25 protein-coding genes and 1 other RNA gene are annotated in these 22282 nt (G+C 48.4%); 11 read left to right on the top strand and 15 right to left on the bottom strand.

Annotated features, from left to right (window positions below; genetic code table 11):
* Positions 1-202: 202 nt before the first annotated feature.
* Positions 203-2044: an adenylate/guanylate cyclase domain-containing protein gene (locus AC2215_RS18155; RefSeq protein WP_486811409.1), complete on the top strand. Its 1842-nt coding sequence runs from the start codon at positions 203-205 to the stop codon at positions 2042-2044.
* A gap of 154 nt (positions 2045-2198) precedes the next feature.
* Here AC2215_RS18155 and AC2215_RS18150 read toward each other — a convergent pair whose 3' ends face one another.
* The 6 genes from AC2215_RS18150 to AC2215_RS18125 form a co-directional block, all read right to left on the bottom strand.
* Positions 2199-3701, bottom strand: coding sequence for an RNA-directed DNA polymerase (locus AC2215_RS18150; RefSeq protein WP_486811408.1), 1503 nt, complete (start codon positions 3699-3701; stop codon positions 2199-2201).
* Between the two features lie 129 nt (positions 3702-3830).
* Positions 3831-4193: a type II toxin-antitoxin system RelE/ParE family toxin gene (locus AC2215_RS18145; protein WP_486811407.1), complete on the bottom strand. Its 363-nt coding sequence runs from the start codon at positions 4191-4193 to the stop codon at positions 3831-3833.
* Positions 4186-4431: a type II toxin-antitoxin system RelN family antitoxin gene (locus tag AC2215_RS18140; RefSeq protein ID WP_486811406.1), complete on the bottom strand. Its 246-nt coding sequence runs from the start codon at positions 4429-4431 to the stop codon at positions 4186-4188. The genes AC2215_RS18145 and AC2215_RS18140 overlap by 8 nt, the downstream gene beginning before the upstream one ends.
* 147 nt (positions 4432-4578) lie before the next feature.
* On the bottom strand, positions 4579-4917 hold the full coding sequence (locus AC2215_RS18135) for a HepT-like ribonuclease domain-containing protein (RefSeq protein ID WP_486811405.1): 339 nt from the start codon (positions 4915-4917) through the stop codon (positions 4579-4581).
* Positions 4889-5221 (bottom strand): nucleotidyltransferase family protein, encoded by a 333-nt coding sequence (locus AC2215_RS18130; protein WP_486811404.1) that lies wholly within the window; start codon positions 5219-5221, stop codon positions 4889-4891. Before AC2215_RS18130 ends, AC2215_RS18135 begins: the two co-directional genes overlap by 29 nt.
* Positions 5222-5346: 125 nt before the next feature.
* A complete protein-coding gene (locus AC2215_RS18125) occupies positions 5347-5925 on the bottom strand; it encodes a Uma2 family endonuclease (RefSeq protein ID WP_486811403.1) in 579 nt (192 codons plus the stop codon).
* Between the two features lie 105 nt (positions 5926-6030).
* Between AC2215_RS18125 and AC2215_RS18120 the strand changes: the two genes are divergently transcribed.
* A complete protein-coding gene (locus tag AC2215_RS18120; RefSeq protein ID WP_486811402.1) occupies positions 6031-6621 on the top strand; it encodes a Uma2 family endonuclease in 591 nt (196 codons plus the stop codon).
* 136 nt (positions 6622-6757) lie between these two features.
* Here AC2215_RS18120 and AC2215_RS18115 read toward each other — a convergent pair whose 3' ends face one another.
* The 5 genes from AC2215_RS18115 to AC2215_RS18095 all read right to left on the bottom strand — a co-directional run bounded on the left by AC2215_RS18115 (position 6758) and on the right by AC2215_RS18095 (position 10068).
* Entirely contained in the window at positions 6758-8371 is a 1614-nt protein-coding gene (locus tag AC2215_RS18115) for a glycoside hydrolase family 10-like protein (RefSeq protein WP_486811401.1), read from the bottom strand.
* A gap of 241 nt (positions 8372-8612) precedes the next feature.
* On the bottom strand, positions 8613-9119 hold the full coding sequence (locus AC2215_RS18110; RefSeq protein ID WP_486811400.1) for a hypothetical protein: 507 nt from the start codon (positions 9117-9119) through the stop codon (positions 8613-8615).
* Positions 9120-9172: 53 nt separating this feature from the next.
* Positions 9173-9544 carry a phasin family protein gene (locus tag AC2215_RS18105; RefSeq protein ID WP_486811399.1) on the bottom strand — a complete coding sequence of 124 codons (372 nt, stop codon included), beginning with the start codon at positions 9542-9544 and terminating at the stop codon, positions 9173-9175.
* Between the two features lie 135 nt (positions 9545-9679).
* Positions 9680-9776, bottom strand: an RNA gene (gene ffs, locus AC2215_RS18100) — signal recognition particle sRNA small type.
* Positions 9777-9801: 25 nt separating this feature from the next.
* Positions 9802-10068 (bottom strand): YciI family protein, encoded by a 267-nt coding sequence (locus AC2215_RS18095; RefSeq protein WP_486811398.1) that lies wholly within the window; start codon positions 10066-10068, stop codon positions 9802-9804.
* A gap of 43 nt (positions 10069-10111) precedes the next feature.
* Here AC2215_RS18095 and AC2215_RS18090 point away from each other — a divergent pair, with 43 nt between their 5' ends.
* The 3 genes from AC2215_RS18090 to AC2215_RS18080 all read left to right on the top strand — a co-directional run bounded on the left by AC2215_RS18090 (position 10112) and on the right by AC2215_RS18080 (position 12650).
* Positions 10112-10669 carry a 2'-5' RNA ligase family protein gene (locus AC2215_RS18090; RefSeq protein WP_486811397.1) on the top strand — a complete coding sequence of 186 codons (558 nt, stop codon included), beginning with the start codon at positions 10112-10114 and terminating at the stop codon, positions 10667-10669.
* Positions 10670-11257: 588 nt separating this feature from the next.
* On the top strand, positions 11258-11812 hold the full coding sequence (locus tag AC2215_RS18085) for a pentapeptide repeat-containing protein (protein ID WP_486811396.1): 555 nt from the start codon (positions 11258-11260) through the stop codon (positions 11810-11812).
* A gap of 298 nt (positions 11813-12110) precedes the next feature.
* Complete coding sequence (locus AC2215_RS18080) at positions 12111-12650, top strand: pentapeptide repeat-containing protein (RefSeq protein WP_486811395.1); 540 nt, start codon at positions 12111-12113, stop codon at positions 12648-12650.
* Between the two features lie 70 nt (positions 12651-12720).
* Here AC2215_RS18080 and AC2215_RS18075 read toward each other — a convergent pair whose 3' ends face one another.
* Positions 12721-13674 carry an Rpn family recombination-promoting nuclease/putative transposase gene (locus tag AC2215_RS18075; RefSeq protein WP_486811394.1) on the bottom strand — a complete coding sequence of 318 codons (954 nt, stop codon included), beginning with the start codon at positions 13672-13674 and terminating at the stop codon, positions 12721-12723.
* A 444-nt stretch (positions 13675-14118) separates the two neighbouring features.
* Between AC2215_RS18075 and AC2215_RS18070 the strand changes: the two genes are divergently transcribed.
* Positions 14119-14376 (top strand): helix-turn-helix domain-containing protein, encoded by a 258-nt coding sequence (locus AC2215_RS18070; RefSeq protein WP_486811393.1) that lies wholly within the window; start codon positions 14119-14121, stop codon positions 14374-14376.
* A 6-nt stretch (positions 14377-14382) separates the two neighbouring features.
* The gene (locus AC2215_RS18065; RefSeq protein ID WP_486811392.1) at positions 14383-14640 is read left to right on the top strand and encodes a helix-turn-helix domain-containing protein; all 258 of its coding nucleotides are present in this window, start codon (positions 14383-14385) and stop codon (positions 14638-14640) included.
* Between the two features lie 92 nt (positions 14641-14732).
* Here AC2215_RS18065 and AC2215_RS18060 read toward each other — a convergent pair whose 3' ends face one another.
* From AC2215_RS18060 to AC2215_RS18050, 3 genes are all read right to left on the bottom strand, one after another.
* On the bottom strand, positions 14733-15605 hold the full coding sequence (locus AC2215_RS18060; protein WP_486811391.1) for a formylglycine-generating enzyme family protein: 873 nt from the start codon (positions 15603-15605) through the stop codon (positions 14733-14735).
* Positions 15606-15629: 24 nt separating this feature from the next.
* The gene (locus AC2215_RS18055) at positions 15630-17591 is read right to left on the bottom strand and encodes a hypothetical protein (RefSeq protein WP_486811390.1); all 1962 of its coding nucleotides are present in this window, start codon (positions 17589-17591) and stop codon (positions 15630-15632) included.
* Between the two features lie 579 nt (positions 17592-18170).
* On the bottom strand, positions 18171-18467 hold the full coding sequence (locus AC2215_RS18050; protein ID WP_486811389.1) for a hypothetical protein: 297 nt from the start codon (positions 18465-18467) through the stop codon (positions 18171-18173).
* Positions 18468-19037: 570 nt separating this feature from the next.
* Between AC2215_RS18050 and AC2215_RS18045 the strand changes: the two genes are divergently transcribed.
* The 4 genes from AC2215_RS18045 (at position 19038) to AC2215_RS18030 (ending at position 22233) form a co-directional block, all read left to right on the top strand.
* The gene (locus AC2215_RS18045; RefSeq protein WP_486811424.1) at positions 19038-19901 is read left to right on the top strand and encodes a shikimate dehydrogenase; all 864 of its coding nucleotides are present in this window, start codon (positions 19038-19040) and stop codon (positions 19899-19901) included.
* Positions 19902-20116: 215 nt separating this feature from the next.
* The gene (locus tag AC2215_RS18040; RefSeq protein WP_486811388.1) at positions 20117-20764 is read left to right on the top strand and encodes an eCIS core domain-containing protein; all 648 of its coding nucleotides are present in this window, start codon (positions 20117-20119) and stop codon (positions 20762-20764) included.
* Positions 20754-21197: a tetratricopeptide repeat protein gene (locus tag AC2215_RS18035; protein ID WP_486811387.1), complete on the top strand. Its 444-nt coding sequence runs from the start codon at positions 20754-20756 to the stop codon at positions 21195-21197. Before AC2215_RS18040 ends, AC2215_RS18035 begins: the two co-directional genes overlap by 11 nt.
* Before the next feature lie 223 nt (positions 21198-21420).
* Positions 21421-22233: a tetratricopeptide repeat protein gene (locus tag AC2215_RS18030; protein WP_486811386.1), complete on the top strand. Its 813-nt coding sequence runs from the start codon at positions 21421-21423 to the stop codon at positions 22231-22233.
* Positions 22234-22282 lie beyond the last annotated feature (49 nt).

Below are 22282 nucleotides of genomic sequence, written 5' to 3'. Positions count from 1 at the left end.
ACTGAGGTTATGGTTATTCAACCAGATTTGAGAGCGAGGGGTTGTGTCCCCCCTGCTCGCCGTCCATCAGACTCCTGACAATCGCGATCGCCGTTGAGATCGTTGGGCGGCGACGATAGAACCCAACTCACCTCAACCCAGACCGAGGATAACCGAAGCGGATAAGATTGAAAAAAACCCTTTTGGCTGAGATTTCTTTGGAATGCAACAGGTTATTGCTCAATGGTGGAATCGGGTACTCAACCTAATTTTTCAGCGGATTATTTGGGTTCTGACGATCGGATTTTGTCTTGCGGTTGGCATTGCTTTATCGAGTATGTCGAGTCTCTCCTCCAGGTTGATTGTCGCCCAAGCTCTGCAAAATGCAACCTTGTCGGCGAAGGTGATGAATGAGGCGCGTATTCTCTACAATGACGAAGCGGTTAACCGGGCAAACGTTATTGAGGGAATCACCGTCACCCACGATTATCGAACGACTGTCGGGGCGATTCCGAATCCAGCCACCTACACGATCGAATTAGGTGCGCGTATCAGTGACGAACTCGAGGGGAGTTTCATTCGCCTCTACAGCGACTATCCTTTTCCCGACCGACAAGCAAAAGGGGGACCGCGAGACCAATTCGAGCGAGATGCCCTTGAATATTTGCGAGAAAATCCCACCGCCCTCTTTTCTCGTCAAGATACCACCCTCGGTTATGCGGCGTTTCGATATGCAGAAGCCATTGTCATGGAACCGAGTTGCGTGGCGTGTCACAACAGCCATCCCGAGAGTCCGAAAAAGGATTGGAACGTGGGAGATGTGCGGGGAATCATAGAAATCGCTCAACCTGTAGACCGGTTGATGGCCAAAACTCAGACCGGTTTGAGAAGCCTCTTTATCACGTTGGGGGGTTTATCCGTCTTGGGTCTGTCTGGGTTGGCGTTAACCATCGGTAAACTGCGGCGAATTGCCCGGGAATTAGAACGGCGCGTCCGGGAACGCACGGCGGATTTAGCCCAAGCCAACCAAGACTTAGAAGCCAAAAATCAACTCATCGGTCAGATTTTCGGTCGCTATCTGAGTGCGGAAGTGGTGACTAATTTGCTGCAAAAACCCGAAGAGTTGAAATTGGGGGGCGATCGCAAAACCCTGACGATTTTAACCTCCGATCTCAGAGGATTTACGGCCTTATCCGAACGATTATCTTCCGAAGAAGTGGTTCGGATTCTCAACCTCTATCTCAAATCTATGTCCGAGACGATCGCGCAGTATCAAGGCACAATTAATAAGTTTATGGGAGATGGGATTTTAGTCTTTTTTGGCGTACCCACCCAACGAGATGATGACGCGCAACGGGCAGTTGCTTGTGCCGTTGCCATGCAATTGGCGATGGCATCTGTGAACGACACCATGCACGAATGGGGTCACCCTCCCCTGGAAATGGGGATTGGCATCAATACGGGAGATGCGGTGGTGGGGAATATTGGCTCGGAAACCCGCATGGATTACAGTGCGATCGGGAATCAAGTGAATCTCACCTACCGAATTGAATCCTATACCGTCGGCGGGCAAATTTTAATTTCAGAATCGACGTTTCAACAGGTTCGAGACATCGTTCAAATTGACTCGCACAAGCAAATTCACCCCAAAGGCGTTCGACAACCCTTAACCATCTATCAAGTGGGAGGGGTTCGCGGTGAATATAACCTGGTTTTACCGAAAGAAGAAGAGACATTCTTTCCCCTTTCGATGCCCATTTCTCTCCAATATATGATTTTGGAAGGCAAACATCTCGGGGCGAATACCTTTGATGGGTCTTTAGTCGGACTTTCTTTGAAGGGAGGTCAAGTCAAGACGAATCTCAAGCGAAAAGACGATCTCCCCCCGGAAATGAGCAATATCAAGCTCAATTTATGGAAGGACGATCCCACTTTCTCGAGCGAAGAAGTGTATGCCAAAGTGACATCGGTGCAGTTAGAGGAAAAATGCTTTGAGATTCGGTTCACTTCCTATTCGCCAGGGGTGGAGGCAAAACTGAAGGAAATTTATCAATCGATTCCGTGAAAGGGTAGACGATCGAAAATATTGGGGGTAACGGTGAAGGTGAAGTGTGCAGCGGTAGATCGCCTCGAACCCCCACCGAATCAACGACTAAAATTTCCATGATACGATCGCTTGCATCAAATAAATTAGTGGCATCTAAACTTTTTTGACTTATCTATACAGGGTATTCCCATGCATTCTGCTGAAACAATGCGACTTCTTCTGGGCTGATAACTTCTTCAGCCTCACCCACTGAACCGACAACAATTTGGGATACATCTAATGCTGCTTTTAGTTCATTGCTTGCAATCCAGGTATTTTCCCATAGGTCTGGTGACTCGCCGTTCACGATTTGGCAAATCCGTTCATCACTAGAAAAGTCTATACCTACTGACTTGGGTTGCGTTACCCGCTGTAACCAGATTTCAAGGTAGCCGTTATAAGGCACACGCTTCATTTTATTCAGTACCTTGTCCCACAAGTGAGTTTTTTCATTAGCTGAGGCAAGCGAAATTAAATGACTTAGGATAGCTGCAATCGCTGGAAAAGTGTTGGGTGAAACAACGGCAATATCAGTGGCAATTGCAACTTGTACTTCTAGATCGTCTGGTCTCTCGCTTTGCTCCGATAATTTTACATGAAAATCGCTCACTAAACGACGTAGTGCACCACTGCTTGGGAAGCGTTGACCAAATTTATGTAGCCGTAGGAGTTGTTTCTGAATTGTCTTAGCATTTGCCTCTCCAAGATCTTGTAAATCAATGCCTGCTAGCTTATCCGGCTTGATCGATCCCTCAATAACATTCTTGCTCATGAAAGTCTTTGAAACGCCTAGCTTCATGCCCACAGAACGCAATTCATCACTGATGATTTTCAAGATTTCTTCGACCCGATCGTCACTGTTTGCAAAGATCCTGTAATCGTCACGATATCTTAGAATTCGAAAATCCTTCGGTTCACCAAGTTTGCTATGAATTTGTTGGTCAACAAAACCAAGCACAATTTCCGCAATGAAGTCCATCAAAACTGAGCCTTGCGAAATACCGTTAGTCTGTCCATACCGACCTGCTTGTATATGTGAATCGATCTTGTTGCCAAGGAGAGCATTTCTTCTTCTGTTCTGTTTAGCCTCTTCCATACCATGAAGAGCCCAAGAAATGCTGTGAGTGTAAAGAGAGCCATAGCAATCGGTTACATCAGTGTGGAGAACATGACTAAATTCTAGAGAGTAGCTAAGGGATTGCTGTTCAACTCTTTGCCACCAACTCTTAATCTGTGTTGCCACATCTGTCTGATTGTCAACTGACATTACTGGAGCGCTACAACAGTCAACAGCTCCACCTTCGAACTCTGAAAAACGCTGAGTAATGTGCTCCCAATTGTGAGATTCACAGATCGTATTTATCAAGGAAACATAAATAGCCGGGTGCATTAGCTCTAATGGTCTCCACGCGAATCTCCCATCTTTATTTGCAATAAAGCTGTAATTTACACCTTGCAAATCGCACGGATTAGAGTTCTTGAATTCAGGATAACTTCGACTTTTTAAGACTGCATCAACATCATTCAGGATTGGATCGAAGCTGATGTAGTTTGGCATATCTCCATTAAAGTAGCTACTTCCTTTTAAGAAGTGCTGTTTTGCCTCTTCGTTTGCAAGTTTAACTAATTTTTTCATACATCAAACGTTTCACAGAATATATAGAAGATAGATAGAAGAGAATTTTAAGGAAAAAGAGATTATTAATTACTTATATTGTAATTTGATAGCTTGTGAGTAATTTCACGTAGTTGTTTAGCCATGCCCTCAATCTTCGAACGCTCCTTGTTCGTACTGTGTAATGATGTTCCGAATATCCTCGGCAGAAATATCAACTTGTTCGGATTTTGCATAGATCGTCAGTAAAATAATGCCCATAGCCATTTTGGCATAGTAAATCAGACGATACCCACCACTTTTACCTTTCTGAATGTCGCTATTTCGGACTCTCACCTTGAAGACGGTATAACCAATTCCAGAAATTTGGTCTCCAGGTAACTCTCCCTGCTGGAGTTGGCTGATGATGGGTTCCACATCATTGCGAATACGGCGATATTTCTTGGCAAGCGTGCGGAGATTTCGCTGGAACGATCGCGAAGCTTCAACTGAGACAATAGGCTTATCAGACATCTTCAAGCCCCTCCCAAAGTTGAGCAACTGGGATAGTTTGTCCGGTCATCGCTTCGTGCCAAGCTTGTTGAAAGTCTTCTAGCAGTTCGGTTTGAGTTTGTTCTTCTTCATCAAGTTCTGAGGTTTCGGGAATGAGAACAATGACTTCAACCCGACTGTTTTTATCGATGGAGAGGGGGCGATCTAATGTCAGTTGTCCCTGTTCGTCGATGGTTGCCATAACCTTGAGTGCTTTCATTTCTGCTCTTTTAGAGGGTAATGGGTTAATGTCCAAGACTTCCAATTGCTTATATAAGTTATCGCAAGGACTATCAGCGTGCGATAGCTCTTCTCAATTTTCGCCACCCCAAGCTACGTTTCAACCAGAATAACTGCCTTACTGCTGCTATTCTTCGGGAGGAACAACTTTTTCTAACTCCGATATCAAAATAGGGAGGCTGTTCGCAGCGGTATCCCAAACCACATCCAGATCGATACCGTCATATTCATGCACCAGCCGATTTCTCATCCCATTCATTGCCGTCCAGGGAATTGTTGTTAAAGTTTGCCGAGTTTCTTCAGATACCCGTCTGGCAGCTTCGCCAATAATTAAAAACCTGCGAATGACGGCATCTTGAAGTTGGAGATCGTTGTTGAGTTCATCTCGCGATCGCCCCGCAATATAACCCACAATAATTTGTGCGGATTGCAGTATGTCAAGCAGAGATTGTAGATCGCGTTCCATAAATCACCCGAGTCGAAGAGAGAATAGCATTTCGGCGCAAATAGTTACGACTTGTTTCAATACCTTTACGAGTGACTAAGTCAACATCACGCTGAAACATCACTTTTAATTTCTCCTCCATTTGGGCTAAGTCAAAAAGTGTTGGATGAGCTTCGGCGTGAAATTGCACCATGACATCAATATCGCTATCGGGTCGAAAGTCATCCCGTAACACAGACCCAAATAAGGAAAATTCAGCAACGTTCCAGCGATCGCAAAATTCAGCAATTTGTTCCATCGGCAAATCGATCGCAGTTAGGGTCATCTTTGAGTTTACCTCCTTATCTTCTTTGAATATCTTTCTCATTGACAGATAGAGACCCAGCACTTTAAGTTGCTCATATCAGTTATCGCAAGGACGATCGGCGCGCGATCGCACCTTCTCTATTATCAAGCGTCAATCTCAATATTTTCATAGAGATCGACGATCGAGATTTGAGCCTCAAACGTACTCATCGATAATGTGACATTTAGATCGTCGTATTCTGAAAACAGCCATTGATTCGCGGCCGTTTTGACATAGTGTTCGACATGAATACTATATTGGTCGATGAGGAGATATTCGCGAAAACTCTCGATGCTGCGGTAGGCCGCAAACTTGTCACCACGGTCGTAATCTCGCGTTGATTTCGAGAGAACTTCAGCAAGAAAACAAGGGTTGACAACGGTATCTTTGCGTCCGGTTTGAAGTTCGAGAGGTTTCGGCAGAACCATCACATCGGGATAGGTATAGAGGCTGGCATTTGGAATCCAAAGTCGTTGATCCGCAACGAAAGTTCGGTAGTCTTTCCCTTTGAGATCAGATTTAAGAAGAATATATAAGTTTCCAGCAATATCATTGTGATTCGGCGTACCCCCAGTCATGGGAATGATTTCTCCATGACGGTATTCGCTGCGAGTTTCAGATGCAATTTCGAGTTCGAGATACTCTTGAGGCGTGTAGGTTCGTTGTTCGAGTGCTTGTGTCATGGTGCGATATTAACTCCTAACGCTCTAAGGATATAAAAGGCATTCGCGATCGCGCCCACCCCAAACATTCCCCTAAAATAAGGATAATTGCCAGAGGCTCGATCTATGATGCTCTCCACCCACCAACGAATGACTCTTCAGGAGTACCTTAACTATGACGACGGCACCGATACCCGCTACGAACTCGTTGATGGGGTCTTAGTTGAGATGGGGGCCGAAAGTACGATTAATACTCAGATTGCAATTTTCCTCCTGGCAACCTTCTTGCAAATGGGAATTCCCTACTATCGGTTGGGCATCAAACAGCAAATTGCCGTCAGCAGTCGCGAAGTTACCGCCCGCGAACCCGATTTGATGGTTCACTCTGAAGAATCGGCGAAGGCAATCGAAGGACTCAAACAAGCTTTACTCTATACCGATTTGCCAGCCCCAATGCTGGTGGTGGAAGTGGTATCACCCGGCGAACCCGGAGAGAAAAACTACGACCGCGACTATATCGAAAAGCGGCGAGAGTACGCAGAACGGGGCATTCAAGAATATTGGATCGTAGACCCCTACCGCCAAGTGGTGTTGGTACTGACGCTTGAAGAAACATCATACGAAGAGCAACGTTTCACCGAGCAAATGGTAATTTCTTCTCCCACCTTCCCAAATCTCAATCTAACAGCCGATCGAGTTCTCAAGGCAGGGCGTTGATTCCTCGGGGTTGGCGGGCAGTTTGGGAATCCATTAAAGGATCGAGATATCTCGATCCTTTAATGGATTCCCCAGGGTTGGGATAAATCGTCGGTGCATCATCCGAAAATCGATCGCGATTCTCTAGGCTTGCAGTCTATTGCCCCACTTCAATGACCGCCGCCGGACTTTCATTTGCTGTTGCATCCACTGCCGAGACCGCATAAACCCCCGGTGGAACCGTCACGCTGACGGTATCGGCATTGAGGACTTTCCACAAACTCCAGGTCTGACCCTTCTTATAGTAAAGGGACCAAGACCGAACATCTCCGGAGTCATCGCCATCCCAACGAATTAAATTGGAAGTCGCCTGTACTTGCGAGGGGGGATTGGGAGCAAGTGCGTCCAACCACTCCATTTTCGGTGTCAGGGCCGGTGTTGGATACACGGAAGCCTTGAACACGTCGTTCACTCCCTGCCGATTGTTCGAGAACATCTTCATGCTGAAGAAGATATTCCCCAAAGAAAGGCGATCGGCACCTTGGCGAGAAATATCCACCTGACGCTGAAATTCCGATACCGGCCAGCCGGCGCCATCGATTTGACTGAGATAGTTCCCCGCGTAAATGTGACGGCGATTGGGATTGTTCGACAGCCACCAATCCAGAAGTACGGGGTAGCTTTGGGCGTATCGATCGATGGGCCAGTACAACTGCGGGGCCATGTAATCTACCCAACCCCGTTCCAGCCATAACTTCGGATCGGCGTAAATCTGGGCGTATTGGTCCATGCCTTCGATGCCGGGGGGTTGTCCGGGACGGTAGATACCGAAGGGACTGATACCGAATTTGACGTGGGGTTTGACGGCATGAACCCCGGTGTAAAGGCGCTCTACCAATCGGTTGACGTTATCTCTGCGCCAGTCCCCTCGCGTCAGGGTTCCCCCCTTGTTGCGGTAGGCGTTGTAGGTGCGATCGTCGGGAAAATCCAGTCCACCTTGGGGATAGGGGTAGAAATAGTCGTCGAGGTGAATGCCATCGACATCGTAGCGGCGCACCACATCGAGGATGACGTTATAGGTTTGGTCTTGAACTTCCTCCGCACCGGGGTCCATCCACAGTAAATCCCCGTAGCGATAGGCATATTGGGGGAACTTCCGCGCCATGTGATCGGCTGCCAAGCTGTAGGTGTCGGCATTTTGGGCGCGGTAGGGATTGAACCAAGCGTGGAGTTCGATGTTGCGTTTGTGACTTTCGGCGATCGCAAACGCCAAAGGATCGTAATAGGGTTGGGGGGCTTGTCCTTGGGTTCCCGTCAGCCAAGAACTCCAGGGTTCGAGTTCCGAGGCATACAGTGCATCCCCAGCGGGTCGGATTTGCAACACCAGGGCGTTGAGATTTAACTCTTGCATTCGATCGAGAATGCCCAGGAGTTCGGCTTGCTGGCGTTCGACGGATAAACCCGATCGAGAAGGCCAATCGATATTCGCCACGGAGGCAACCCAGGCGCCGCGAAACTCTCGTTGGGGTTCGACACCGCTGTAGAGGAGGGTGTCGCTGGTGCGAACGATGCCAGCATTGGCTGTGGTTTGGTTGGCCCACACTCGGGCGGCGGTGAAGCTAAACAGCAGCAGGCAGGTCCAAATAGCAATTTGTCGGACGAGGCGGGTGCGGATGGCGACTCCGAGGCGATGGGGGAGGGATCGAAACACGGCAAAAAACCAGTTCCGTTGCGATCGGAACTGGCGCAGGTGAGTGAAAAGTTGGCGCATTACTTGAAGTACTGATGTGCGTGAGCAAACACAATGGAGGATTCGATCGATGGAGTTGGACCCTTACAGTTGGGCGATGGGTGCAAACTTTCGATTCCCACCCAGAAAACTGCCGACCCGACTCTAAACCTCGGCTCGCAGCAATTTTGACCCAAAGCCATCGAAATCGAAACTTAATAGGATAAGTTAGCACATCCGAGCCGTCTGTGCTTTATAATTCTCAACTCCAGAACCCAGCCGGTTAGTTCAAATTTTTCGATTCCCAGTCCGGACAGCTGTCTCCCTCCTGGCCGTAGGGATGCATCCCGCACACGAGTAGGTTTTTGCCGTAGAGATGACCGTGATAGTTCTCGCAGCCGATACAAGCGGGGTTGGAATCGGCCGTTGGCGGCACGTAGGTGATAGGTACGAAGGGATCGGTTTCGTCGGTCTCTTCTTCTAGCTCGAATACATCGAAATCGACATCGAGATAGAACTCAAACATCGGTTCGACGAACTCCCGCACGGCTCGATCGAATTCAGCTGCCATTTCATCGATGGGTAATGTGGCGCGCAGACTTTCTTCGACCTGTTTGCCGACGTTTTCCGAGAACTCCACCCACTCGTCTACCACCTCGTCGACTTCGTCGGCGATATCTTGGAAAAAGCGATCGACATCTTCACTCCAGGTGTCGATCGCTTTAAAAAATTCTTTGGCCCAATCTTCCATTATTAAATTGACGTATTCGATCGTCGTGTCAATTGCCAATCGTTCCGCTCTTATTTTGAAGAAGTACGGAAATCCCCCTCACTCCCTCAATCCTAATCTCGTTCCAAGCGACGCAGTTCGTCTTGCAGTTCTTGAACCTGCTCGTGCAACTTAGAAACATTCTCGCCCTCAGATGAAGTTTCTGCTGGGTCGTCATCATCGAGAATTTCGATTTTCCGAGGTTCTGCGGGGGCAGATTTAGGAGACGCAGTACCGGGCGTTGGCTGTCCTTGCTGCATCATTTCTTCGACAAAGCGACGCGCTTCGTCGGTACTCATCTCCCCCCGTTCGACCATTTCATCTGCAAGTTTCTGAGCTTGAACTCGCACTTCTGAGAGCTTGCTCGTTGCTTTTTCCCCGGCATAGGAAGCGAGTCCCACCCCCAGGTAAAACGCTTTTTGAACCATATCTCCAAAACCAGCCATACCGATCTAGGCTCCTTAAAATGTATCTGCGTTATCTGCTCGTTATTACTTACAGCTTAGAAAAAACCGATGAATTTGCCCAGTGAGATTGAAGCGAATGTAGGGGAAGCGGGGCGATCTTGGCTCTCAAAATAAGGCGACCCGGAGTCCACGCCTGCCACAAGCATCCCGTATTGCTGCTACCTTCCGGTCCTGACAAGGTTTGGGCGTTGCGACCGCATGGGTCCAGGTCTATAGATAATGATACCATCGAACTGTCATTCGACAACGATGCACCAGCGATAAAGTTCGTATTCCACGCAGCCGTTGCTGACGAGGGGGTCTCGGGAGACGATCGCCTGGGCTTCTTCCATGGACTCGGCTTGAAACAGCAACATTCCGCCGCCGCGTCGTTCCCAATAGCCCGATCGGGCTTGGTGTCCTTTCTCGATTAAGTCTCGGACGTAGGCTTTGTGAGCCGGAACGTATCGATCGAAAATGGATTTCTCAACGATTCCGGTTTCAATTTTGGCAAACCAAGGCATTTTAATTTCGTGGGTAATCGGTTTTTCTAGAAGGATGTAGCTCGTGAAACCATCGGCAAACCTTTATTTTATCGCGTTACTTCCCCCGGTTGAGGTGGCTGAGGAAGTGACTGAAATCAAACAATTTTTTGCTCGAAATTATAATAGTCGCGCCGCGCTAAAATCGCCGCCCCACGTGACGTTACAACCGCCGTTTGCATGGGAGGTCGATCGCCTTGAAACCTTGAGGGAAAGTCTGGCGGAATTTACCCAATGGCAGGCTCCCATCCCTCTGATACTTTCAGGTTTCGGCGCGTTTCCTCCTCGAGTTATCTACGTCAACGTTTTCAAAACTCCGGAATTAATGCAAGTGCAAGCTGCGTTAGAGACGTTTCTTCATCAACGGTTTGCATCCATCGCCAACCAGCCCTCCCGTCATGCTTTTTCTCCTCACATGACCGTTGCCTTTCGGGATTTAAAGAAACGAGATTTTCACCAGGCTTGGCCGCAGTTTAAAGAGCGATCGATCGAGCGTAAATTTACCGTTCCCGAGCTGACATTACTCTGTCATGACGGACGTCACTGGAATCTGGATACTCAATTTCCGTTTACCGTTCAATAAAATCAGATCGTCAGATCTAGAGATTGGGTTTTTCGCCTTTGGAGAATTGATAAGCATTTAGATATCGGCCATCAGTCGTCAGCTTCAACGTCGGCATCGAGCTGATAACTTTAACCTCTTCTAAGCTCAAACTCCTGAAATTATGGCTTTCTCTAAGAGCCTAAAACCCTTCGCGCGCGCGACTACGCGCGAAGGATTGCCGATCGCAGAGGACTAAATGCTCGCGATAATTTCATAGAAACAGGGGATATTGCGATAACTGATGGCAAAGATTGGGACAGTTATTCAAGCGTCCCCTCCAGCATCACAAAACTCAAATAACGCTGACTAAACGGTAGCAAAGATTACCTCTGCACTCATGCTACAGGGGGTTACAAAAACTCAACTCCGAGCCTCGAACCATCAAACGAGAGGAAACGGGTTTCTCAGGCATTGACTCGATCGAGCATCCTGATATAATACTGCTATTTTCTAATTGGTATGAGGTCATAAATTGACGATCGAAATTCATCGATGGTCGAGTTTTGCACCCTCAACTTCAGATAAAAAACTCAACACTAAATTCATGAAACTTAGGAGATTCGATCGATGAAATTAAAAACGATCGCCGCCATCAGTTTAGTGACAACATCTATCGCCATTTCCCCGGTTTTGGCGCAACAAATCCAACTTCGATTTAATACCGACGATCCGGCTCTGTTTCTGGCTGGGGAAGCCGATTCCTGCCAGGGGTGCGATCTGAGTGGCGTCACCCTCACCGAAGACCCGAGAAGACCCGATCGCTTCGAGAACGTCTCCATGCGACAATCGGACTTGAGTAATGCCACCCTGCGCAATCTCAACCTCAGCGGGGCATACTTTACCTGCGCCGACTTATCCGGGGCGGATTTAACCGGGACCGATTTGTCTAATGTCGACTTTCTCTATACCAACCTCAGCGGGGCGAATCTCAGCGGGGCTAACGTCAGTGCGGCAACGTTTCGCGGGGCCGTTTTGGATGCGAATACGAACCTGGAGGGAATTACGATCGATGAAAATACGATCGCCCCGAATTCTCAATTTGCTCGGGATACCGGTCTGATGAATGTCGTCGAACCGATTCCCTTCGACAATCGCCCCTATTGCTTGGGTCGATCGGAGTAATATCGAGTTCGGGTCGAATTCCCACGGTTTCAGAGAGCGATCGCAGCTCAAGCAAGGATAGTATCTTCAGACATTGCTGTTGTATTGCTTTTGTCGCGATCGTCATTCTCATCTGGATTCGGTATCCATTGAGGGGAGACGTGACGGTTCTAGACTTGACCGACTCAAATGTCAGCCACCACAAAACTCCCCCCATTGCGTGCGATGTCGCTGACATTGTTTTTTCTTGAGACTTGAGATGGCAAATTTCGATACCCGCATCCTGCGGGAAATACCTTTTATAGCCTTTTAAACAACGATGAAATTTCAAATTGCTGCATCGACTGCCTTAATCGTCTTACTCGGACCGATCGCTCCTGGGCTATCTCAAAGCAACGACCCGGAAGCTCGGGAGATTTTCCTTGAGGGCACCTCGGATACTTGCCAGGGATGCGATCTCTCTAGCGTCACCCTCAGCCCCGATCCGGAAGATTGGCAGCGCTATCACAATGTCAAACTGCGGCAGACGAACTTGCAAGGGGCAACTCTGACCGATCTCGATCTGCGGGGATCGTATTTTAGTTGTGCCGACTTATCCGGGGCCGATTTATCCGGGGCAAACCTGTCAAATGTCGATTTTTTCTACGCCAACCTCAGTGGTGCGAACCTCAGTGGGGCCGATTTGAGTGCGGCAACCTTTCGCGGGGCGATCGTCGATGAAACCACCAATCTCGATGGGGTTATCCTCAGCGAAGATACGATCGCGCCGAATTCCCAATTCGCTCAAACTACCGGTTCGATGGCCAGCGTTCAACCGGTTCCCCTAGATGGTCGGACTTGTTTCGGTCGTCCCGAGTAATCTCGAATCCAGGCCGTTATAGTTATCGGGTGGGCAGTTTTTCTTGCGAGGCAGAGGAGGCAGGGGAGGATTATCGATCGAACCAAGCCCTTAAATCTTCAAGGGTCGCAAAATCTAATAACGCCTCGCTCAACTGTTCCAATTCGTCGAGGGAGAGTTGAGACATTTGCTCTTGTAAAGGACTGGGAAGTTCTCCTAGGGTACGAGATAGAAGGCGTAAAATCAGCGCTCTGGCAGCCTCTTCTCTGCCCTCTTGCCGCCCTCGAACTAATCCTTCTTGCAAGCCCTCCTCTCGCCCTTCCTGCCTGGAAGTATCAACGACATTATTCAAATCGCGGTAGTATTTCAGGCTATTTTCATAGCTATCTTGCTCTGTGGGTGAGAAATTGGCAATTTCTGCCACTTCAAAGAGTCGATCGAAGATACTTTCTTGCAGCGTTTGGGGTGGTTCGTTTAAATCTGGGAGATGTTTGAGTAAAAACAGCCACTTATCTAAATGGGAATCGAGCTGTTCGAGAGTTTTCGTGAATTTGGGTAACTCGAGATAAACGAATTTTAGTTTGTCATAAAAGACATCGCAATTTTGATTTTTGAGTTCTACCGTATGAATAAAGGTTTCTTCGTTCTTGTGTTCCTCAAAGATAAAATCTAAGACTCCCACGGTGTAAACTGGGGTTAGCTTGTAATTCCAATCGCCTTTTAGGGCTTGTTCTTGGATGGGAAACGTCGCATAGTAAACGCTTCGATCTTTAAAAAAGTTTTGTTTTGCTTTTTGGATTTCGACAATAAATCGTTCTCCATTCTCTCCCTGGCAATAGATATCGAAAATGGCTTTGCGATCGAGGGCGGTACTGCCTAAATTTTCGTTACTTTTGTAGGTTAATTCCTTGATTTTATGGTATGAGGGTAAGAGAGTATTTAAAAAATCAACGAGTAAGGCTTTATTGGGTTCGGTTCCAAAAACCCGTTTGAAGCCAAAATCTGTGAGGAGATTGATGTATTTCTCTTGTAAGGGATAAGCCATGACAGTCAGTTTAGATGCGATAAGTTAGACTCTCTGGATGTGGGAACGTTTTCTTATTATACGTACCGGTTTTGCTATTTTGATGCGGTATCTTTAGGTTGCGAATACTTCATAAGACTCATTCCTTCTCCCGATTTACCCATTGGTAGTATTGGACTCCAACCACTCACTTCAACAACGCCCAAACAGTGCAATCGGTGAATAACCCTCCGAATCCATTCAGGGTTTCCCATTAAAATCATTCGGTTGGCGGGGTTGTCGCCGTCGAGGAATGGGTTGGCGATCGCGGGAATTGGGTTAGGATAGCTGGATTTATGACAAGACATGGCATAGGGTTGAATTTTGCATTCTTAATGTTCTCAAGTGAGAACAACCCGATTATATCCCAAACGTTTTCACTTGCAACCATTTACTTGCCGATCGCCCTCTGACACTATTGGGGACATGGGCAAAGCAGGGAAAGCACTCAGACAAGTTTTGAACACCTACGGCATCAGTCAAAATCGCTTAGCGATTGCGATCGGTATCAATCGTTCTACCGTCAGTCAGTGGGTAAACGAAAAACGCGATCCCCTCGCCGAGACGATTCCCGAAATCGTCGCCGCCCTCGAAACCCTCGACGAAGATGCAGCACAAAATTTCCTGTTTCTCTACCTAGGACGGGTAATGGAGACTCCACCACCGGATGATGCGACATCGTAGGTGGATATGGGTAAAGCAGGAAAAGCTCTCCGAGAGGTGTTACAAAGCTATGGCATCAGCCAGAATAAACTTGCGGTTGTCATGGGAATCGGACGATCGACGGTGAATCATTGGGTGAACGAAAAACGCGATCCCCTCGCCGAGACGATTCCCGAAATCGTCGCCGCCCTCGAAACCCTCGACGAAGATGCCGCGAAGAATTTTCTATTTCTCTATTTGGGACGGGTGATGGAGACTTCACCACCGGATGATGAGACGTCGTAGGTGGATATGGGTAAAGCAGGGAAAGCACTCAGAAAGGTGTTAAAAACCTATGGCATCAGTCAAAATCGGTTAGCCATTGCGATCGGTGGAGTTTATGGCAGCGTACCTAACACTCGAAAACCGATATCGTCATCGAGAGCGAACTTCACGATATTATTCATACTGTCATCAGAACGGCAGAAATCCGAATAGCTATTCCAGGAACCACCGCGCAGCCGTTTAAAAGACGTTTCATCTTCAAATCGCCATGCGATGTCGTCTCCAAACTTCCATTCGTTTCGATCGTTGAGCGATCGTTGATAATTTTCATCCCAGTTTTCGGCACACCATTCCCAAACGTTTCCATGCATATCGTAGAGTCCGAAAGCGTTGGGGGGGAAGCTGCCGACTTCTGTTGTTTGCTTGCGATACTCCCCTTTCGGTTCTGAGGCAAAAGTCCAAGTCCTATCGTAGTTTGCCAGGGTGGTAGTGAGGGTGGCACCAAAGTGAAAGGGGGTAGTTGTTCCGGCACGGCAGGCATATTCCCATTCCACCTGGCTGGGGAGTCGATATTGTTTTCTGGTTGCATGGGAGAGTCGCTGACAAAACTCTGCGGCATTGTACCAGGAGACATTTTCGACCGGGTGATTTTCTCCCTTTAAATTTGATGGATCGCGATTCAAATTTCGATCGACTTTCGGTAAGCTGGCAACCGCTTGCCACTGGGCTTGAGTAATCGGATATTTGCCTATTAAAAAGGAAGGGACGGTAACATGATGTTGGGGATATTCGCGACTCAACGATTCACCCTTAAATTTGGGGTTCGATGGTTCGATTTCAAGATTGCCTCCTGGAATCACGACTATTTCGAGTAAAACACCGTCGATCGATTCTAAAAACGATCGTGCTTCACTCAAACGGCGATCGATCTCTTCTCCTCGATCGTCTACCGTCACGAGCTCAAATTGAAAGGTGTTGAGTTTCATTCGTTATCCTTAAAACCCCACAATTTACTCCAAACGGGAACTATTTCGTAAATCCTCAGCGGCGGCAACCAAATAACTGGCAACATCCATCAATCCCTGCGAAGTGGAATGGAGTTGCGTGCAGACTTCAGCCGCTGCGCGATCGACATGTTCCAGACTTTGGCTGTAGGTTTCGTTGGCTTGTTGTAAATAACTCGCTAACTGTTCGTTCCCCATTTGGAGACTCCGATTTAAACGATCGACTAAATGAGTATAGGCAGTATCAATGCGATCGGCTTCTCCCCCCAAAGTTGTTGCCAGTTGTTGCAATTGTGCCAACCGTTCTCCCGATTGCAACCCCGTCGTATTCGCTAACTCCATCACCACCGTCGCCGTCCGATCGATATTTGCCATACTTTCAATAATGCGATCGCTCAATTTCGGAGCATCTTCGCGAAATACCGTTTGTAATTTATCGGCAACTCCACTCAACCCCTCTCGCTGCTGGTTTAACGTCCCATCGAGGAGGTTATTTTGTTCGACGAAAAACTGCTGCAATTCCTGCTGGTATTCCAAACGAAACGTCGCTAACTCTTCCTGCACCGTCTGGCGAGTTTTTTGCAGCAGAGTATCGATCTGTTGCAGGGTTTCGAGTAAATTTTGGCGCGCATCTTGCATCAAATCCGATGCCTCTCGCCCGACAGTTTTCAGGGTTTCCGTTTGTTGAATAAATGCCCCCGCAACCCGATTCGCACTCTCTTCAAATGCGCTGCGTTGTGTTTCCATCCCGGCGATACTTTCATTCACCGCCCGATCGATTTGCATCGCAACATCTTGCATCACCGCCCCGGTTTCCTGGCGAAATCCATCGAGGATACTTTGCAAGTTCTGGGCAAATTCTTGTAACTGCACCAGGGTTTCGGTTTGGAAGTTTTGGATGGTTTGAATGGAGTGGGCTAAACTAGCGCTAATTTCCCCGAGAGAACCGCGCAGTTGGCTCACCGATCGGGAGGCTTCCCGCGTCAGCGCCGCACTTTCATCGAGGCGTTGCACCACCGGTTCGATGAGTTCTTGCCGCATTTGCCCCAGCAACCTTTCTAGGGTGTTGTCTTGGGTGGCTTGTCGTTCCCGGATTTGCCGTAATTCCCCAGAAATCGAGGCAAAAGTGGGTTGAAACGGCTGGTAAATTGCCTCGGGAGTGGTTTGCCCGGTGCGGATTTGCGCCAATTCTTCTGCCAAGCGATCGAACTGGGGATGTAACGATCGCCCGATCGCCTCGCCAATGGCTTCCCCAATAGCTTCCCGAGTCAGTTCTCCCCGTCCCGTCTCTCCAACCTTTTTGGCCTCGAGGGTTTTATCCAATCGCGAGAGCAGCCGCCCCGGCGTTGCCACTGTAACCACCCCATCGAACCGATATCGCAGGCGATCGCGCTGGTTTTTGCGGATGCGTTCCCCCAGAGCTAACCCCAAAATCGACAAACTCGCTGCCCCCAAACCATACAGGGAGGTGATGAAAGCGATTTTCATTCCCCCCAACAGCGCCAAACTCTTCGCCAGCAGGGTATCGGGATCGGCGATCGCGCCAATATCTACCCCCTGCAATCCGAGGTAAATTCCAGTGAAAGTGCCTAACACCCCCAACGCCGTCAGCAGGGTGGGGGCAAAGGCAACGGGAGAGCGGGGAATGGGTTGGTTGAAGATGGCGGGTGGGGTGAGGCAAACAAAGCGCTCGCCCTCAATGCGGGGATGAAATCGTTTACCGGTGAGGGTTCCGTCGAGATGCTGGATCAGCCATCGCCATAAGGCTTCGCTCAGTATCGCCCGTTCGATCGCTTTGGTGGGGGGATGCGATCGCAGAAAATCGATCGCCTCGGCAACTGGGTGACATTGCCGGGTTTGGTAGTCGCGAATCGCTCGAACTTCGGTAACCCCTGCGGCGATCGCCACTGCCAGAATCAGGGCAATAAATAGGGTATCGACAGCTTCGAGGGCGATCGGTGAGTTCACGATAGTTGCATCTGGGGAAAATTTGCCGATCCGATTTTATAGCCTTGCGTGTCGGGAGTCGGCAGGGGGGAAATAGAAATGAAAGTGGGTTTTAAAAATTTATACTTATCTATACTATCGATTAGTTTTTAAATTCCAATCAATTAGTAAATTTCAAGCAATTTTTTATTGACTCCATTCTCATTTAAAAAACGAATTTACAAGAATTTTGAGGTGTGGTAGGGTATTGACACGATTTCATTATGGGTTTTTATTGCTTTTTGCACTAAAGTTCGATGTAAAAACGCGAAAACCCTTGTAATACCGAAAGACACTCGCCTTAAAACCTCAAATTTTTCCTTCTATCGCTTCACTTCAAAAACATATTTTTTTGTGACAATTCTGCAATCGTCACATGAAGTTTTGCAAAAATGCAGTGATATGCAGCATTACTTGTCGGCGACAACTCTCGATATTTCCAAGTATTACCGAAAAATGGCGTTTTCATCCGGATTGGCGATCGGAAATCCAGATCTGAATCAGACAGGAGAGATCGGGCTGATGTCATTCAATTCTGGTGGAGTGCATCAAAATATGACATCAAGAATACAATCGCTCCTCAAACAACTCCTCGCAGGAGACTACTGTCACCCCCCGCAATCCCAAACTCTCCAAATAGGCAATCCAGGATTCCGGGGTATTTTCCGCCGGTAATAACCCCAACTCCCTTGCGACATCGGCAATCCAGGGAACGGTGGAAATCCCGTATCCCTGCCAGTTCGTTTGAACGCAGAACCACTCGGGAACGGCGCGATCGTCAAAATCGATCGAACGCTGCCAGTCGGCACGAAAACAGAACATGGGGCTATGTTTGGGATTCGAGTTCGGTTGTTTCATGCGGTTGCCAGTTGGATGAAAAGTCAAGATGGGATTGGCCAAAAGTGCGATCGTATTTCAGGTGCGATCGCACCCTGACCTAATCCACGATTGATATGGTCAATATTGCTTCGATCGAGTTACGGAGGACTCCTCAACCCAGCCAGGGCAACTCGATCCAAAGCGTCAACTAGGCTAACGCAACCTTTCCAATCCAGCGGCGTTCGATCGAATTGAATTAAGACTTATAGCAGTTTGGTCGCTTTGTGGTTACAAATTTTCCGTGATGGGGAACGAGTTATGTTCTTAAAACAACGTGAGTTCGGGTTAAGGATGCTTGAAAGTCCAGCGAGGCGATGTAGATTCGAGTGCTGGGTAGAAAACCTCGAACCCCACCCCATAAGCCCCACACCCGGTCACCCTAAGCTCACCCGAAACGGTCTTATCCAAAACTGACGTTAAAACAAGCGATCGAATCTCCAAACCATGACGAAAAACGTGCGCGCTGCGATCGCCTCTGCATCTCCGTCTCCCATTCGATCTATGCTAGAAAAAGTCGCTCGCGGCAGGGAGTCACCAATACTGCAACCGATGATTACTGGAAAAACCAAACTACTCGGGGTCATCGGCGATCCCGTCGAACATTCCCTCTCCCCCGCCATGCACAACGCGGCGATCGCCGCCCTCGATCTCAATTACGTCTATCTCCCCTTCCCGATCGCGGCAGAAAACCTGGAAACGGCGATCGCTGGATTTGCTGCCATCGGCTTGGTAGGGTTCAATATCACCATTCCCCACAAACAAGCCATCATCCCCCTTCTGGCGGAGATTTCCCCCGTGGCGCAGGCGGTGGGGGCAGTGAATACCGTTTGGCGCAGCGATCGGGGCTGGGAAGGGACGAATACCGATGTGGAAGGGTTTCTCGCCCCCCTCACCGCCCTGAATCGAGATTGGAGTCAGACCGTGGCGGTGGTTCTGGGTAATGGGGGTGCGGCGCGGGCAGTGGTAGCTGGTGCGGCACAACTCGGCTGTCGAGAGATTCGCGTTGTCGGGCGAAATCCGGAAAAACTCGATCGATTTGCCGCCAGTTGGCAGGATTCGCCGATTGAAGTCAATCTGAAGCCCTATCTCGCCGATGCCGTTGCGGATGCAGTTTTCGGAGCGACGCTGCTGGTGAATTCTACCCCCGTCGGCATGTCTCCCCATGTGGATCGATCGCCTTTGGATGCAACGCTTTTTGCCAAACTCGCTGCCGATGCGATCGCCTACGATTTAATTTATACCCCCAGTCCCACTCAATTTCTCAAGGAAGCGCAACTGGTGGGGATTAAAGCGATCGATGGTTCTCAAATGCTGGTATGTCAGGGGGCGGCAGCATTAGAGAAGTGGTTGCAGCAGCCGGTTCCCGTGGATGTGATGCGCCAAGCGTTGCTCCAAAAGTTGGGTCGCGATTAAATCGATCGAACTTTACCGCCTGATGTGCCGCTCAACGGTCTCCTGCTTGACAGAATCGAGCGATCGGTAAAGTTAGCTTTATGATATAAAAAGAAAGGAGAATAAACCGTTCGAGCTTCAGATTTTCACAAGTTTCAAATATTCTCATTTCAAATGTTATCAACGTGAAACATTAGGGTGTTTCTCACTCGTACAGGAATTTTTATCTTGAGAGAATGAAAACCTCTCATAAAATTATCGGTTACTTTGGAGCGTTGTTGGGATGTATTTCCCTGGGTTTAATTATTGCACCAGTTGTCTATCGAGCAACTAAATTCTGCGATTATCCCAGTACGTTTACCGGGCAGTTATGTCAGGGAAAAGTTCCCAAGCAAGTGCCAGAATCTGCATGGGCAAAGGCAGGAGCCGTTGGCTATCAAACCTCCGCCCAGATTTTAGCTGCCCATAACGGTATCGCTCAAGGCTTAGATGAAACTCAAAAACGATACTTGCGACCTCATTTTGGCGATTTAGTCGATCGGGTTTATATTATTTACAATGCCCAACTGATGGATGAGTGGGTTTCTGCAAGTTTCCGGATTGATGTGGGGAAATCGAACGCTCAAGTTTACGGCAATCGAATTTATCTGCGAGACCCCTACAAACCTGACGATACAGACCAATTAATTTTACTGGCTCACGAACTAGTTCACGTACGACAATACGAACAATATGGCAGTTTAGAAGGGTTTGGCTATCGCTATTTTCAAGAGTACAAGCGAGCTGACGAAAGCTATAAAAATAATCCATTCGAGCAAGAAGCCTTTGAGTTTGAGGAGAAGTTCGCGCGTTGGTTGAAGCAAGAAAAACGGAATGAACGATAATCCTGATATCGAACCCGTTTTTGAAAAAATCGATCGATTGTGTGAGTTGGGGCAGAAAGATGAAGAAGAAGAAAAGTTCGATCGGGCACTGGATAAATATTTAGAGGCTTTAGACTTAATCCCGGAACCGATAACCGATTGGGAAGCATCGACTTGGATACTTACAGCGATTGGCGATCTTTACTTTATCTTAAAAGACTACCCAAAATCGCGACAGTTTCTTCAAGATGCCATGCATTGTCCGGATGCGATCGGCAACCCCTTCATTCATCTAAGATTGGGACAAGTTCAATACGAGTTAGACGATTTTGAAAGAGCCAAAGATGAGTTAGCCAGAGCTTTAATTTTAGGTGGCTCGGGAATTTTTGAAGAAGAAGACCTGAAGTATATGCAATGGATTCGCTCATTCTTACGGAATTCAACTGACTTGTGAGTTTAGAGACTTGCAAAAAAACAAGATCCCAGTTTGTCAACAATTTACCGTAGGGGTCAACGGCCGTTGACCCCTACGGTTGGTATATTATTTTCCCGCAAATCCCTTAATTGATGGCTCGAGCCAAAACCATCTCGAATCCCAGTAGATTTAGCGCTAAGCTAAAAAACAGCGATCGATTCTAGCAATTCTAGTTTTAGCAAAATTTCTAAGCAATATTTATATGAGTTTTATTTTGGCTTGGCTGAGTACCCTCGCGTTCTCCGTCCTCTCCTGGTTCGGTGGGATTGCCCATCCCGCACTCACTCCCACACCCATCACCCAAACGCAACTTGCCCAGTTAGAGCAACTCAGCACTCAGGCCGTTCGTGCTATGGAACGGGGCAACTTTACCGAGGCCGAAATATTTTGGAGCAAAGCGATCGAGGAATTTCCCACCAATCCGGCACTTTGGAGCAATCGAGGTAACGTCCGAGTCGGTCTCAATCGCCTGGAGGCGGCCATTTCCGATTACGATCGATCCGTCGAACTCGCCCCGGATACCCCCGATCCCTATCTGAATCGCGGTGCGGCTTATGAGGGTTTGCAACGGTGGGAAGATGCGATCGCCGATTACGATCGGGTCCTGGAACTCGACGAGTCGGAGGCGGCGGCCTACAACAATCGCGGCAACGCCAAAGCCGGACTGCAAAATTGGCAGGGGGCACTAGCAGACTATCAAAAAGCAATGGAGTTAGAACCGAGATTGGGGATTGCTCGCGCCAACCACGCTTTGATGCTCTACCAACTCGGAGATGCCCGAGAAGCACTGCGCAACTTCAAAAATCTGGCGCGCCGATATCCCCAATTTGCCGATGTTCGAGCGGCGGTAACGGCCGTTCTCTGGAGTGAGGGAAAAATCGGGGAAGCGGAGAGTAACTGGGTGGCTGCCGTGGGTTTAGATCCGCGCTACCGAGATCTCGACTGGGTTGCTGGGATTCGCCGCTGGCCTCCGGCGATGGTGGAGGCGTTGGATAGCTTCTTAAATCTGAGTTAATGTTAGGCGCGGGGTGTGGGGTGTGGGGTGTAGGGTGTGGGGTGTAGGG

Source organism: Zarconia sp., from assembly GCF_057467645.1.
Note: the sequence above shows the minus strand (reverse complement) of the source record. Positions and strands in the feature narration are given on the sequence as shown.